This is a genomic window from Roseovarius sp. EL26 (assembly GCF_900327775.1).
Lineage (GTDB): Bacteria > Pseudomonadota > Alphaproteobacteria > Rhodobacterales > Rhodobacteraceae > Roseovarius.
In genome coordinates, this window is record NZ_OUMZ01000007.1 from 351,112 (window position 1) to 365,693 (window position 14,582).

Here is a 14,582-nt window from a genome sequence, read left to right on the forward strand (position 1 = left end):
TTCTAGCCCTGAGCCCAGAGCTGCTCATATACGGCATTGATCCCATCGGCCTCACCGCGAATGCCAAAGGCGGTTTCGGCGGCTATACGGGCAGAGCACGCCATGGCGGCGTGTCGATCCGGATCACTTAAAATGGCTGCGAGCTGTGCCGCAGTATCTTGCACGATATTATCACCGACGATTATGCCGTTTGCACCCTGACAGGAAAAGCTGCGGTAATATCCGGCATCAGTGGTCACGAACGGCACGCCACTTGCCATGCCTTCCAGCGGTGTCATTCCGTATCCTTCGTACTGTGGTAGCTGTACAACGGCAGACAGGGCCGGAAGGAGTGGGACAAGATCATCGGCCGGAACTTCCCCAAGGAAAAGCACGCGGTCAGCCAAGCCTGCCTTGGCAATTTTGGTTTTTTGTTCGGCCAAAAATGCGGCGTTTGATTTTCCCGCCCGGCCGATGACAAGGGCGGTTACATCGGGATGGCCCGGCAGAAGTGTCAACATGGAATCGACAAATCTGTCGGTCCCTTTCTCTGGGCGAATACGTCCAATAGTGGCAATGCCGCGTGCCCCCGGATGGCCGGTTGCTGCCCATGCGGCGGCACGATCGCTTACAGGGGTGAAACGCTCTATATCGACACCGTGAGGCACAACCGCCCGAACATTGGGCACAAAAGTTGCCGCCTTTTTCGTTGTGGCGATCACCGCATCCATTCTTGAGATCAGCCAACGCGGATAAACCGAATGGCGGCGCTGTGCGGCGGAGGTAAAGACAATTTTGATTGGCAGGTTCAGTACATCACGAGCCCACAGGGCCACGCGCATTTCAGGATTGCGTCGCACATGCCAGATCGTGAATAGTTTGCCCTTTGATGGTTGGGCAGAGAGGTTCCGCGCTTTTGGCCTTGTGACAGGGGCAGGGCAGCCAGGCAGGGCAACATCACATAGGTGCAGATCATAATCATGCATCTGCTGCCGAATGACGGCGGCCGCCGTTGATGAGACCCCGGTAAAGTTCCGGTTGAAATTTGTGACGATCAGCTCGGGCACTGTGGCGGTCCTGTTGAAGGCAGATATAATGTGCCTACCTTAGAGCCAAAGCTTTGGAAAGGCTTTCAGATAGCACGTCCAGCATGTTGTCTTGAGCCGTCGCAAAGGCCAAAGATCGCGTTTGAAGTTTTTGCAGGTCTTGCTGGGCTGACATCAGATTGACAATGGTCTGCGACAGTTCCGCAGCATCCGTGACCTGTAGCGCGCCACCGTGGGCATCGAAATCGGCATAGGTCTGGGCGAAATTTGCATAGAGAGGCCCATGAACCACTGCCGATCCTGCATAGGCAGGCTCATAAGGGTTATGCCCGCCAACCGGAGAGAACGAGCCGCACAGGCAGGTGATCGGACAAAGCGCATACCACAGGCCCGTTTCGCCAAGCGTATCAGCAAGATAGACATGTGCGTTGGTCGTGATCTCTCCGCCATTGGAGCGGCGAGCAAGTGAAAGGGATCTGTCCGTAATCAGCATTTCAATCGTAGTGGCGCGTTCCGGGTGTCGAGGGACAAGGATCAGCAGCGCGTTTCCATGGGTTTGAAGTACAGATTGATGCGCATCCAGCATAATCTCATCTTCACCGGGATGCGTTGAGCTGGCAATCCAGACTGGACGTTGGTCCAATTGGGCGTTGATATTGGCAAACTCCGCCACGTCATACGGCAGTGGCCCAGAGACAGATTTAAGATTTTGCCCAGTAAAGGCGTGGGTAAATCCCATTTCATGTAAATGGGCTGTGGTTCGGTCGTCTTGTGTGTGAATGAGGGTGAAATGCCCCAGCACAAATTGCGCGATGGTGATGAATTTCTTCCACCGGCCAAAAGATCGCTCCGAGATACGGGCATTGACCAAGGCCAAGGGAATGCCGCGCGTTTGGGTTTGTTGCAACATCTGTGGCCATAGCTCGCTTTCCACAAAGACGGCGGCGCTGGGTTTCCAGTGATCGAGAAAACGGCGTAGCGCTTTGCGACAGTCTAAGGGAGCGAACTGATGCTGACATCGTGGTGGAAGACGTTTGGCCACAATCTGAGCAGAGGTGGCCGTACCGGAAGTGATTAGAAAAGAATAGCTCGGGTGAACCTCTCCCAAGTGGGTGATCAACCGCAAAACAGACAGGGTTTCCCCGACCGAGGCGGCATGAAACCAAAGCAGTGGGCCGTCTGCGCGGGACTTGCTGGCATAGCCCATACGTTCCCTGCACCGGGTAGCATCGACGCCCTGGGCCATCAGTTTTTTGCGCACACGGCGATAGGCCAAAGAGGCAATCAGGTTGGCTCCGGCATTATATAACCGGACCAGAAAAGGTGTAGAGGGTAATGTCATCAGCCGCCGGTGTGGCTCATGTGGCGGGTCATTCTGCCGGCCACATCCTGACGTGAATAGTCAAAATCGTGACCTTTGGGTTTGCGTAGAATGGCGCCGCGAATGGCCTCTTGCAGGGCTGTCGTATCGTCAGGATTGTTACGCAAAGGCGCGCGCAGATCTGCCATGTCTTCTTGACCCAAACACATATACAGCTCGCCTGTGCAGGTCAGACGTACGCGGTTACAGCTTTCGCAGAAATTATGCGTGAGGGGCGTGATGAAACCGATTTTCTGCCCAGTTTCAGTCAGTTGCACATAACGTGCCGGGCCACCAGTGCGTTCGGCCAGATCCAGCAGGGTATATTGTTCCGCCAGTTTTGCACGCAAGTCTTTCAAGGGCCAGTATTGATCTAGGCGATCTTCATTGCCGATGTCTCCCATAGGCATGACCTCAATAAAGGTCAGGTCGATGTCGCGTGTGTTGCACCATTCTACAAGCGTGAACAGTTCATCCTCATTAAAGCCTTTTAGGGCAACGACGTTCAATTTGACCCGAAGGCCAGCATTTTGCGCGGCATCAATACCCTTGAGTACCTGTTGCAGACGGCCCCAACGGGTGATGTCTGCGAATTTCTGCTCGTCTAGCGTATCAAGCGAAACATTCACCCTGCGTACACCTGCGGCATACAAATCATCGGCAAACCTAGCAAGTTGCGAGCCGTTGGTGGTCAGGGTCAACTCTTTCAACGTGCCGCTGTCCAAATGTCTGGTCATGGAATTGAAAAAGCCCATGATGCCACGGCGGACTAACGGTTCCCCTCCGGTAATGCGCAGCTTTTCAACACCCATGTCGATGAAGGTTGTGCACATCTGGTCCAACTCCTCCAAGGTTAGCAATTCTTTCTTGGGCAAGAAGGTCATATTTTCCGACATGCAATAGACGCAACGAAAATCGCAGCGGTCCGTCACAGAAACGCGCAGATAAGAAATCGGGCGCTGGAAAGGGTCAATCAAGGGTGCACTCATGGATCAGAACCTAAATCGCGGGCGGCATGGGGGCAAGACCGTTCTTGGGTGATTGAATTCAAGCCTTGGTGACAATATGTTGGTGAGATGAGGGTTTGCCAGATTTTAATGATCTCTACGGTTGTGCTGTCCGGTTGTGCAGATGTCCGTGATGCGTTTCAGAACATGCGCGGGAAGAGTACACAATCTGCTGATGGCGAAGGTACAGCAGAGGTGCAGGCAGAGTCGGCGATTCTGACCGATGCACCACCACCGCCATCCAATGCCAATAGCGTTGAAGAATTTGATACAACCACTGCATCAGCGCGGGCTGAAGCCGTGGCAGAGGCGGAAAAATCAAGTGGTGCCAAATATCTGGGAAACACTATCGCTTCGCTTGGGCCACCGAGCGAGCCGGGCATCTGGATGAAAACACCGTTGGTCAAATCAATGACAAAAGGGCGAGTGGACTATCCGGCCAAGGGTACGTCAGTTGTGCTGGAACTGGTGCCACTGGATGCTAGTACGGGCGCGGGAAGTCAAATATCGCTGGCCGCCATGCGCCTAATCGAGGCGGATCTGACCAGCCTGCCTGAGGTGAAGGTTTATCAGCTACGTGAGTGATGCAAAGACTGTATATCTTGGCCATTCGTCCATGCACAAATAGTGGTTCAGGAAAGCGATCACATCGTTTCCGAAGTCTCGAGGCACGCCTTCATGGTGTTCCAGTTGGGGGTATTTGTTCTTAATGCAGCAAGGTGTGTTGGAGTTTTTAGTAGGTGGAGTAATGAGCTGGGCACATATTCTGCAATGGACGGTATGTGATTTGATTCGACGCCTTTTTGCACCTGAAGCGCATTTAAATTGCGAGGCTGGATTTTATTCCAATAGGTGACGCGACGTCATGTATGTTTGTGATGGTGAAAATTTTGCCGCCATATCAGAATATTAAACAGCCGTATGAAAATTTGAATTTCAGATTGTGTTTGGGCGCGGAATTTTCTTCTTTCTTAGATACGGGATTGAAATATATGAGCCGCGAGGTGGTGGAGGGAGATTTTGATATGAGCATTATTTGTGGCGTCAAAAAATATTTTACGCGAGATTGCGCAGCGATTTCTGTTGCGCCTTGGAAACAAAAAACGCTTGGGATCAAGCGATCTGAAATCGAATTGATATTCGAGGGTGAGTTGTTGAATCGTGATAATAATCAGGCTCTCGAGGCGAACAAATTATGCGACGCAAAAATGCATGATAAATTGGGTTTAGATTGAGCGAACCGTGTCAATTTGACAAAGCGAACATAGGCAAATTCCTCAAGCGCATTTCGGATGAGGACATTATGACATCAGTGAAACACATTCGATCAAGGATAGAATTTTGATAAACTGGATCTATCTGATGAGCACGGATCAATGAGCCTTAATCTACGAGCGGGTAGGGCCGCTTTGAATGTGATGCTCCACGAGGTTAGAAAAGATGGCCGCTGGTTGCATTGGGAGATCACCGACATTTTGAGCGCCGCAATGAAACACAATTCATCCCATGATCTAAAGTTTGTGGAACAGTACCAAGAATTACATTGCTTCATTTACCATGACGGGAAAGATGTGTTGCTTAGCAGAACGTTGTTTGAAGCCAATTCTAATGCGTGGGTTGTTCATGATGCTTTCGGTCGAATTGAGTATACACAACCGGGTACACTGACTGAACTTGTAGACGCTATCTTTCGCCTTAACGAAAGAGCCAGAGATTGCGTTGTAAAGTCAGATCTGAATTGTCAGCAGATCTCAATCGTCTAGTCTTTCATACCGTTGTTGCAGAGCTGGTCTCCACCTGAGATGCGTGCAAGATTGCCTGGCTGAGCGTTAAACTTTCCTATCCTACACTTCTTTGTCAATTTGTTCGTTATGTGCGGTTTGAAGTTATCGTTCTTGGATTGATGACCTCATGCGAGGGCAACTTAACGCGCTGCTTTGAGCATATGACAGTTTGGTGGTTTGGATATTTTCTGGATTCGAGGTTCTCATCGTTTGAGATCAAGTTCAGCGTATCTGTCATCTTTATGGGGAGCGTGTGCAATAAATTCACCTAATTGGTGTATTTAATTGTGGTGAAATGCAAGAAGCTCTTTCAATTAATTAAGTATTGTTGTGTTTAATTTGATTGAAAATATTGATAATAGGCAATGCAAAACAATACCTTAAACAACAATTCTTTACGCGCACAATAATGTGTCAGAAATCCATAAGTACATGAAAATAAGGGGCAGTATGCTTGTTTCGGTCTGAATTGTTTACCTAGAAAAGTCGCACTTCAATAAATTTAGCCGGGCGTGCTTGTTCGCGTGTTGGCCAGAAAAGTCTAACAGAGGGACTGACTATGAAACGACTATTTGGGAATCTATTCGCTGGGGCTGCTTTGACCGCAAGCCTTTCAATGGCCGCACCCGCACAGGCCGATTTTTCGCAAACGGAAATTCAGTTGCACTATGGCGACGAATACAAGATGGGACGCAACGCCAACTTCCCAACTTTTGACAACACCACATCACGCCAGACAATCACGTTGGAACATTTTTCCACCAATGCCATTGGCGATTTGTTCTTCTTTGTCGACTTCTTTCAGGACAACGACAAGCTGCCAAATAACTCTGGCCGCAAAAGTGACCAATATGGCGAGATCTATTACCACCTACATGGCAGTCAACTTGGCCTTGATTTCGGTGATTCCAGCCCGATCAGCGGGTTGGATTTTGGTGGTGGTTTGAACCAGGGCACTGATTTTTCCGTGGCGCTAGCTGGTCCACGTCTGAACTTTGACGTAAAAGGCTTTCGGGTTCTGAGCCTTGGTGTCTACGCATACAACAACTTCGTCGACCCGTTTAGCCGTAGTCTGGACACTACGTATCAAGCGACAATCGTCTGGGACTATCCGTTTGAGCTGGGCAAGCAGAAGTTTCTTGCCAAAGGTTTTGTCGACTTCATCGGTGATCAAGGTTCCAATGTTGAAGAGCAGATTGTGTTCTCGCCCCAGTTTCGCTGGGACCTTGGCAATGCTGTCGGTATGAATGAAAACAAGCTACACTTGGGTGCCGAATACACGCACTTCAACAACAAGTTTGGCGTACGCGGTGTGGATGAAAACTCCTACAGCCTGTTCTTGGGATTCAAGTTTTAAGGCACCCAGTAGATTGCGAATATGGAAAGGCGGGGTAACCCGCCTTTTTTGCCTGGTAATAGTAGATTGAAAGCCCATCCTAAGTCGCGAATTGGTGGTTTTTGAATGTGCGCCTGCGGCGCGATTCATATCTCGCTGTCGGCCTTTGGCCTCCGCCTCTGGCGGAGATAGTTGGGGGCAGATGAAGGGGGCAGATGAAGGGGGGACCTTTGCTGATAGGTAAGGTCGTTTCCTTGATTTACTCACCCAAATACTTCTCAGCCTCTTTGCGGGCAAAGCGTTTCATGTGTTTGCCATTCTCATTCATGAAGGCGCGAGTGCGATCGGGGGCGTGTTTCGACAGGTCACGCAGCCACCAGGCGACAGATTTTTGGATGAACCACTCGGGATCCTGCACGTAAGTCGCGGCCCAGCCCAGAACGCGCTCGCGGATTTCCAGCTCAACCGGTTTGGGGTTGTTGGATTTGGTGAAAGGCAGGGTGATGACCATGGCAGCGCGGCGGGTCCAGTGGTTATCGGATTTGGTCCATGCCTCGACCTGATCAATTCGGCTGGGGGCGGCGATCAGGCGTTTTTGTCCGGCTGTCATGGCGTGATCTGCGATGGCCCAGCTGTCGAGATCAGGCAGCCAGGAGGTGATCAAATCCCAAGCGGCTTGGTCAGGGTTGATACGGGCCTGGGTGAGCAGTTTGGCGGCGGCAACGCGGCCTTCGAACACGTTTGATTGCCATAGACCATCAGCCAGCGCGATGCGATCCTCAAGGCTCAGGCTTTGACGCCATTCCTTGGTCAGATCGTTGAGGACCGGGTTGGTTACGCCAAGGTATGTGCGTGGCACTTTGTGATAGTCAGCCATGCCCTCGGCGCGACCGGGTTCGGCTTGGGCTTTGAGTGTCTCAATCGCGTGTTCTGGGGTCATTTGTCTTCAAATCCTGTGGGAAAGCCGTCGAGCGTTTGTGCGTTACGCTCGGACCAGTAGGTGCGAATGGCGTCTTCGCCCTTGTCATCGGCCCAGTGTTTCAATGTGTCGCGGTCGCCGGCGTGTTCAAAGAACGGCACGGCATAACCGCAGGAGGTTTGCACCATATTGATGTGCATATCGTAGATCTGCCGCATGCCCAGCTGGGGAGGGAAATGGGCAGAGAGTTCATTCCAGTCGGCATCGCCTTCGCGGATGGTCTTAGCCGTGCCATAGGTGCGCATGATCATCGGTTGTTTGGTGAACGAGCACCACATCAAGGTCATTCTGTCATTTAGCGCAAGATGACCAGCGGTTTCATTACCGCTGCCGGTGAAGTTTCGCCAGATGATGCGATTGGGCCCCAGCACGCGCAGGCTGTCCATGCCTTTTGGTGAGATGTTGACCTTGCCCTCTGGGGCGGCAGTGCCGGTGAAAAACATATGCTGTTTTTCGATGAAGGCGATCTGGCGTTCGTCCAGTGCGTCAAATTGTTTGCCCATGTTTTATTCGACCGTCACGGATTTGGCGAGGTTGCGCGGCTGATCCACATCAGTGCCTTTGGCGACAGCGGTATGATAGGCCAATAGTTGCGCGGGCAGGGCATAGAGGATCGGGGTCAGAATTGGGTCGATCTCGGGCATGATCAGAGATTGCCAGACGCCTTCGCCGGCCTCACTTGCACCGTCGCGGTCGGTGATCAACAGAACCTTCCCACCACGTGCCATGACCTCTTGCATGTTAGACACGGTCTTGTCGAACAGCTGGTCCTTGGGGGCCATGACGACAACGGGCATCTTTTTGTCGATGAGCGCGATCGGGCCGTGTTTGAGTTCGCCTGACGCATAGGCTTCAGCGTGTATATAGCTGATTTCTTTGAGTTTCAACGCGCCTTCATAGGCCAGCGGGAACATTAACCCACGGCCCAAAAACAGTGCGCTGTCAGATTCCGCCAACAGACGTGTGGCTGATTGAAAGGTCTGGTCTGCCTCAAGCACCTGATTGATTGCGCCGGGCACGCCACGCAACAGCGATAGCTTGTCGGCAAGGTCGTCCGAGCTGATTCGGCCTTTGGCCTCGGCGGCTTTGAGGGCGAGCAACAGCAGCACGGTCAGCTGACAGGTGAAGGCCTTGGTCGAGGCGACGCCAATCTCTGCGCCAGCATGAATTGGAAAGACGATGTTGCTTTCACGTGCAATCGAGCTTTCTGGAACGTTGACCACTGACAAGATGCTGTCAGCGCGGCCTTCGCAATAGCGCAGAGCGGCCAGTGTGTCGGCGGTTTCGCCCGATTGGCTGACAAACAGTGCGGCGGTGCGGGCGGGGATGGGCGGTTCGCGGTAGCGGAATTCAGAGGCGATATCGACCTCAACCGGAATGCCGGCCAGCTGTTCGAACCAGTATTTTGCAGTCAGGCAGGCGTAAAACGCCGTGCCGCAGGCCACCATTGTCAGGCGGTCGATTTTGCCAAAGTCAATGCCGTCATCTGGTAGGGTGATGTTTTGGCCATCCTGGCTTAGGTAGGCTTGTAGCAATTCGCTGATCACCATCGGCTGTTCGGCGATTTCCTTGGCCATGAAATGTTTGTGACCGGCCTTGTCGACACGGGTATTGTCGATACGGACGGTTTTGATGGGGCGGTTGGCCAGTTCACCGTTGATATCAATAATCTTTAGATTGGTGCGGGTGATGACAGCGCAGTCACCTTCCTCGAGGTATGTGATCCGATTGGTGACAGGCGACAATGCGATAGCGTCAGAGCCCACGAACATTTCACCATCGCCATGACCGACCGCCAGAGGGCTGCCTTTGCGGGCGGCTATCAGTAGGTCCTCTTCACCGTCAAACAGGAAACACAGCGCATAAGCTCCCTCTAGCCGGGACAAGGTTTCTTTGACAGCGTCTTCAGCAGATGATCCCTGATCCATGAAATGTTTGGTCAAAAGAGCAACGGTTTCAGTATCAGTATCTGTTTCATGGCCGATGCCGTTGCTGGCGAGCTCTGTACGCAGGTCGCGGTAGTTTTCAATAATGCCGTTATGGACAACCGCAACAGAGCCTGCGCGGTGCGGGTGAGTGTTGGACAGGTTCGCCGCACCGTGTGTGGCCCAACGGGTGTGACCGATGCCAGCTTTGCCTGCGAGAGGTTCATGAACCAGAAGGTCCGAGAGATTGACCAGTTTGCCTACGGCACGGCGGCGGTCTAACTTGCCGTTGTTGACCGTAGCGATGCCGGCGCTGTCGTAGCCGCGATATTCAAGCAGTTTCAGAGATTCGACCAGTATGGGCGCGGCTTCGTGATTTCCGAGTACTCCAACAATTCCACACATTACTTGGCCTCTTTTTTCTTTTTCTTGGCTTTTAGCATCTCAACCAGTTTGCGTGCCATGCCGGGTTTGGTTTCTTGCCGGGCGCGGGCAAGGGCCAGAGCGCCGTCGGGCACGTTTGACGTGATGACCGAGCCGGAACCGGTCATTGCATCATCGCCCAGTGAAACGGGTGCGACAAGCATAGTATTGGAGCCGACAAACACGCGATTACCGATCTCGGTTCGGTGTTTCATGACGCCGTCGTAGTTGCAGGTGATGGTTCCTGCGCCGATATTGCTGGCCTCGCCAATACTGGCGTCTCCGATGTAGCTGAGGTGGTTGACCTTGCTGCCTTCACCGATGGTGGCGTTCTTGACCTCGACAAAGTTACCGATGTGGGTGTCTTCGGCCAGCTCGGCACCGGGGCGCAGGCGGGCGTAGGGGCCAACGATAGCGCCACGCGAGACATGAGCACCTTCAAAATGGCTGAAGGCGCGCAGGCGGGCGCCTGATTCCACTGTCACGCCGGGGCCGAAGATGACATTCGGTTCGATGATTGTGTCTCGGCCAACATGGGTGTCATGGGCGAAGTGCACGGTTTCGGGCGCGTGCATGGTGATGCCGTTTTCCAGCGCTTCATTGCGGGCGGCGGTCTGAAAGGCGGCTTCGGCCTGAGCGAGCTCCGCGCGGGAGTTGATGCCCATGGTTTCAGATTCATCACATGCGACGGCCGTGGCCGAGAGCCCCTTAGCGCGGGCGATGCCGATTATATCGGTCAGGTAGTATTCTTCGGCCGCGTTGTTGTTTTTGACCTCACTAATCAGATCGAACAACAGTTTGGCCGGGGCGGCGATGACGCCGCTGTTGCAAAAATTAATGGCGCGCTCTTGTTCAGACGCGTCCTTGAATTCGACGATGCGTTCCAGCGTGTCACCCTGCATGACAAGGCGACCATAGCGACCGGGATCTTTCGCCTCGAACCCCAGCACAACAACGTCATGCTGTGCGCGAGCCTTGGTCATTTGCTCGAGCGTTTCTGGGCGAATGAACGGTGTATCGCCGTAAAGAACAATGGCGTCACCCTCAAACCCATCAAGGTGCGAGCCAGCTTGTGCGACAGCATGGGCTGTTCCGAGTTGCTCACTTTGATGCGCAATCAGGGCTGTTTCGTCCCACTCCAGTGCGGCGCGCTCAACCTGATCGGCACCGTGGCCTGCGACCACAACGATTTTCTCGGGTTCCAACACCTGACCGGCCTTCATCGCATGGACCAGCATTGGGGCATGGGCGATTTGGTGTAGCACCTTGGGCAGGTCGGATTTCATACGGGTGCCTTGACCTGCTGCCAAAATAATCAGTGCTGTGTTCATGCGAATTCTCTTTGTCTTTTCGATCTGCCCGTTTTATCCGGTTATAAGGGCGGCGCAAGTCGATGAGCGATCAAAGTTGATTGCGACATGTGACAGTTGTTGGCGTGGATGCGCGGATGTTCGCCCGAAAGAGACTTGGAAGGTAGGGTAAAGATGCGCACGGTAGTATTTGATCTGGATGGAACTTTGGCAGATACCAGCGGTGATTTGATCGCGGCGGCCAATGCCTGCTTTCGAGCGATGGGTGAGGGGAACCAGCTGGAGGCTAGTCAGGATGCAGGCACTGCGTTGCGCGGGGGGCGAGCGATGCTGCAACTGGGGTTGAGCCGTCTGGGTCGCGGTGATGATGTGGCTGAGATTGACCGTCAGTACCCTTTGTTGCTTGAACATTACGCGCAGGCGATTGATCACCACACGGTGTTTTACCCGGGCGCGATTGAGGCGGTGAAAGTCTTGCGCGACAATGGATATAAGGTAGCCGTGTGTACCAACAAGCCAGAACATCTGGCGCGGATACTGTTAGAGAACCTTGAGGTTCTTGGTCATTTTGATGCTCTGATTGGGGCGGATACCTTGCCAGTGCGTAAACCAGACCCGAGCCCCTATTATGCGGCGGTGGAGCGCTCGGGCGGGGATGTCGCCAAAAGCGTGATGATTGGCGATACAAAAACCGACCATGATACTGCGCGGGCGGCGGGTGTGGCCTCAGTTTTGGTGACATTTGGGCCGGGGGCGTTTGATGTGTCGTCGCTGGGCCCGGATGCGTTACTATCGCATTTTGATGATCTTCATGGTGTTGTGGTTGAATTGATCGGCTGAACCAGTGTTCTGATCATTTCAAAATTTGACATTGCTTCAGAGCGGCTTCGGGAAGTCTGAAAAGCGCTGGGATTGCATTGAAATTTTGCGCCCCGGCATTGACGACGGCGGATGGCGTTGCCACAACACGTAGCATGACAGAGATATTTACCGGCAGTTTCACCCAGCAAGAACCCATCTCTCCGGAGGCAATTGCCGCCGCAGTCGAGGTGATGCAGAGCGGTCGTCTGCACCGCTATAACCTTTCACCTGACGAAGTTGGGGAAACCGGTCTGCTGGAGCAGGAGTTTGCCGCCTACGTTGGGGCGAAATACGCGCTGGCGGTGGCCTCTGGCGGCTATGCGTTGGCGACGGCCTTGCGGGCCATTGGGGTAAAGCCCGGCGAGAAGGTCCTGACCAATGCCTTTACACTGGCCCCGGTGCCCGGAGCTATTGCCAGCATGGGCGGTGTGCCGGTGTTTGTCGGTGTGACTGAAGATCTGACGATTGATCTGGAAGATCTGGCCGCCAAAGTGAGCCAAGCCAAGGTGCTGATGCTCAGCCATATGCGCGGGCATCTGTGCGACATGGACCGGTTGATGGAGATCTGCAATGCCGCCGGTGTGACCGTGGTTGAGGATTGTGCCCACACCATGGGGGGCAGCTGGAATGGCGTGCCATCAGGTCGCCATGGGCTAATCGGGTGTTATTCAACGCAGACCTACAAGCATATGAACTCGGGCGAGGGTGGGCTGTTTGTCACTGACGATGATGAAGTCATGGCACGGGCATTGATCCTGTCGGGATCGTATATGCTTTATGGCCGCAATGGGACTGTGCCACCGGCCGAGGTGATGGAACGCGTGAAATACGACACGCCGAATGTGTCGGGCCGGATGGATCATCTGCGCGCGGCGATCTTACGGCCGCAACTGGCCAATTTGGCTGCGAAATGTGCGACGTGGAATGCGCGCTATGATGTGGTGGAAGCCGAGTTGCGGGGTACACCCGGTCTGGCCATCGTGGAGCGGCCAGAACAAGAGATCTATGTCGGATCGTCCATTCAGTTTTTGCTGCTGGATTGGTCAGATGTGGCGATTGCCGATGTGATTGATCGCTGCCTGCAGCGCGGGGTCGAGTTGAAGTGGTTTGGCGGGGCAGAACCCACCGGATTTACCAGCCGCTATGATAGTTGGCGTTATGCGCCGTCTGAACGGATGCCGGCCAGTGACCGCGTGTTGAAGGGCATTGTCGATATGCGCCTGCCGCTGACTTTCAGTGTTGAAGATTGCGGATTAATTGCGCGGATCATTAGATCAGAGGTAAGTGCCGTCTATCAGGCAATGTGAGCTGTGCCATCCCTATTAATGTTTTCTTGCGGACAGGTTGTGTTGACCTGATGAAAGATTTTGCCCTATAAATGAACAAGTGTTCAATAATGGCGAGGCGGGTTCATGTTCAATGCGGTAATGCGGTTCGACCTGGGGGAAGATGTCGGTGCCCTGCGCGATGTAGTGCATCGCTGGGCGCAGGAGCGTGTGAAGCCCTTGGCGGCGCAGATTGACCAGAGCAATGCGTTTCCGAATGAGTTGTGGCGTGAGATGGGCGACTTGGGCTTGCTGGGGATCACTGTACCCGAGGAATACGGTGGCGCGGGTATGGGCTATCTGGCGCATGTGGTCGCGGTGGAAGAGATCGCTCGGACCTCAGCTTCGGTTTCGTTATCCTATGGCGCACATTCCAACCTGTGCGTGAACCAGATTAAGCTGAATGGAACAGACGCGCAAAAGGCCAAGTATCTGCCGGGATTGGTATCTGGTGAGCATGTCGGTGCGCTGGCAATGTCGGAAAGCGGCGCAGGCAGCGACGTGGTGTCGATGTCCTTGCGGGCGGAAAAGCGCAATGATCATTACCGGCTGAACGGACATAAATATTGGATCACTAATGGGCCGGATGCTGAAACGCTGGTGGTTTATGCCAAGACAGATCCTGAGGCTGGATCCAAAGGCATCACGGCATTTTTGATTGAAAAATCCATGGCGGGGTTTTCCACCAGCCCGCATTTTGACAAGCTGGGTATGCGTGGTTCAAACACCGCCGAGTTGATTTTTGACGACGTGCAGGTGCCGTTTGAAAACGTGCTGGGCGAAGAGGGCAAGGGCGTGCGCGTACTGATGTCGGGCCTTGACTACGAGCGCGTGGTGCTGGCCGGGATCGGCACCGGGATCATGGCCGCCTGTCTGGACGAGGTCATGCCTTATCTTGCGGAGCGCAAGCAGTTTGGCCAACCGATTGGGAATTTTCAGCTGATGCAGGGCAAGATCGCCGATATGTATACGGCGATGAATTCGGCGCGGGCCTATGTCTATGAGGTCGCCAAGGCCTGTGACCGCGGTGATGTGACCCGGCAAGATGCGGCGGCCTGTTGTCTGTATTCATCTGAGCAGGCCATGGTGCAAGCGCATCAGGCCGTGCAGGCGCTGGGCGGGGCTGGTTTCTTGAGTGACGCCCCTGTCGCGCGGCTGTTCCGCGATGCCAAGCTGATGGAGATCGGGGCAGGCACCTCGGAAATTCGCCGCATGCTGGTGGGGCGTGAGATGATGGGGCGATGAGT

The 14,582-nt window shown here is 53.7% G+C and carries 13 protein-coding genes; 6 read left to right on the top strand and 7 right to left on the bottom strand.

What is annotated here, in order from left to right:
* Positions 1 to 2: 2 nt before the first annotated feature.
* From D9A02_RS09580 to moaA, 3 genes are read right to left on the bottom strand one after another with little or no spacing between them, the layout of a single operon-like run.
* On the bottom strand, positions 3 to 1,046 hold the full coding sequence (locus D9A02_RS09580) for a glycosyltransferase family 4 protein (protein ID WP_120500761.1): 1,044 nt from the start codon (positions 1,044 to 1,046) through the stop codon (positions 3 to 5).
* 34 nt (positions 1,047 to 1,080) lie between these two features.
* Complete coding sequence (locus D9A02_RS09585; RefSeq protein ID WP_120500762.1) at positions 1,081 to 2,367, bottom strand: 3-deoxy-D-manno-octulosonic acid transferase; 1,287 nt, start codon at positions 2,365 to 2,367, stop codon at positions 1,081 to 1,083.
* Complete coding sequence (gene moaA / locus D9A02_RS09590; RefSeq protein WP_120500763.1) at positions 2,367 to 3,374, bottom strand: GTP 3',8-cyclase MoaA; 1,008 nt, start codon at positions 3,372 to 3,374, stop codon at positions 2,367 to 2,369. Before moaA ends, D9A02_RS09585 begins: the two co-directional genes overlap by 1 nt.
* A gap of 108 nt (positions 3,375 to 3,482) precedes the next feature.
* Between moaA and D9A02_RS09595 the strand changes: the two genes are divergently transcribed.
* The 3 genes from D9A02_RS09595 to D9A02_RS09610 all read left to right on the top strand — a co-directional run bounded on the left by D9A02_RS09595 (position 3,483) and on the right by D9A02_RS09610 (position 6,533).
* The gene (locus tag D9A02_RS09595; RefSeq protein WP_254054597.1) at positions 3,483 to 3,977 is read left to right on the top strand and encodes a hypothetical protein; all 495 of its coding nucleotides are present in this window, start codon (positions 3,483 to 3,485) and stop codon (positions 3,975 to 3,977) included.
* Between the two features lie 284 nt (positions 3,978 to 4,261).
* Positions 4,262 to 4,627 carry a hypothetical protein gene (locus D9A02_RS09600; RefSeq protein ID WP_120500764.1) on the top strand — a complete coding sequence of 122 codons (366 nt, stop codon included), beginning with the start codon at positions 4,262 to 4,264 and terminating at the stop codon, positions 4,625 to 4,627.
* Positions 4,628 to 5,735: 1,108 nt separating this feature from the next.
* Complete coding sequence (locus D9A02_RS09610) at positions 5,736 to 6,533, top strand: DUF5020 family protein (RefSeq protein ID WP_120500766.1); 798 nt, start codon at positions 5,736 to 5,738, stop codon at positions 6,531 to 6,533.
* A gap of 238 nt (positions 6,534 to 6,771) precedes the next feature.
* Here the strand turns inward: D9A02_RS09610 and D9A02_RS09615 are convergent, their stop codons facing one another.
* From D9A02_RS09615 to glmU, 4 genes are read right to left on the bottom strand one after another with little or no spacing between them, the layout of a single operon-like run.
* A complete protein-coding gene (locus D9A02_RS09615) occupies positions 6,772 to 7,452 on the bottom strand; it encodes a DNA alkylation repair protein (protein ID WP_120500767.1) in 681 nt (226 codons plus the stop codon).
* Positions 7,449 to 7,994, bottom strand: coding sequence for a pyridoxamine 5'-phosphate oxidase family protein (locus D9A02_RS09620; protein WP_120500768.1), 546 nt, complete (start codon positions 7,992 to 7,994; stop codon positions 7,449 to 7,451). Before D9A02_RS09620 ends, D9A02_RS09615 begins: the two co-directional genes overlap by 4 nt.
* 3 nt (positions 7,995 to 7,997) lie before the next feature.
* Positions 7,998 to 9,821, bottom strand: coding sequence for a glutamine--fructose-6-phosphate transaminase (isomerizing) (glmS, locus tag D9A02_RS09625; RefSeq protein WP_120500769.1), 1,824 nt, complete (start codon positions 9,819 to 9,821; stop codon positions 7,998 to 8,000).
* Positions 9,821 to 11,170, bottom strand: a complete 1,350-nt coding sequence (glmU, locus tag D9A02_RS09630) for a bifunctional UDP-N-acetylglucosamine diphosphorylase/glucosamine-1-phosphate N-acetyltransferase GlmU (protein ID WP_120500770.1) — start codon at positions 11,168 to 11,170, stop codon at positions 9,821 to 9,823. Before glmU ends, glmS begins: the two co-directional genes overlap by 1 nt.
* 153 nt (positions 11,171 to 11,323) lie before the next feature.
* Between glmU and D9A02_RS09635 the strand changes: the two genes are divergently transcribed.
* The 3 genes from D9A02_RS09635 to D9A02_RS09645 all read left to right on the top strand — a co-directional run bounded on the left by D9A02_RS09635 (position 11,324) and on the right by D9A02_RS09645 (position 14,580).
* Positions 11,324 to 11,989 carry an HAD-IA family hydrolase gene (locus D9A02_RS09635; protein ID WP_120500771.1) on the top strand — a complete coding sequence of 222 codons (666 nt, stop codon included), beginning with the start codon at positions 11,324 to 11,326 and terminating at the stop codon, positions 11,987 to 11,989.
* Positions 11,990 to 12,123: 134 nt separating this feature from the next.
* On the top strand, positions 12,124 to 13,317 hold the full coding sequence (locus tag D9A02_RS09640) for a DegT/DnrJ/EryC1/StrS aminotransferase family protein (protein WP_120502464.1): 1,194 nt from the start codon (positions 12,124 to 12,126) through the stop codon (positions 13,315 to 13,317).
* A gap of 105 nt (positions 13,318 to 13,422) precedes the next feature.
* Positions 13,423 to 14,580 (top strand): isovaleryl-CoA dehydrogenase, encoded by a 1,158-nt coding sequence (locus tag D9A02_RS09645; RefSeq protein WP_120500772.1) that lies wholly within the window; start codon positions 13,423 to 13,425, stop codon positions 14,578 to 14,580.
* The last annotated feature ends 2 nt before the right edge of the window (positions 14,581 to 14,582 follow it).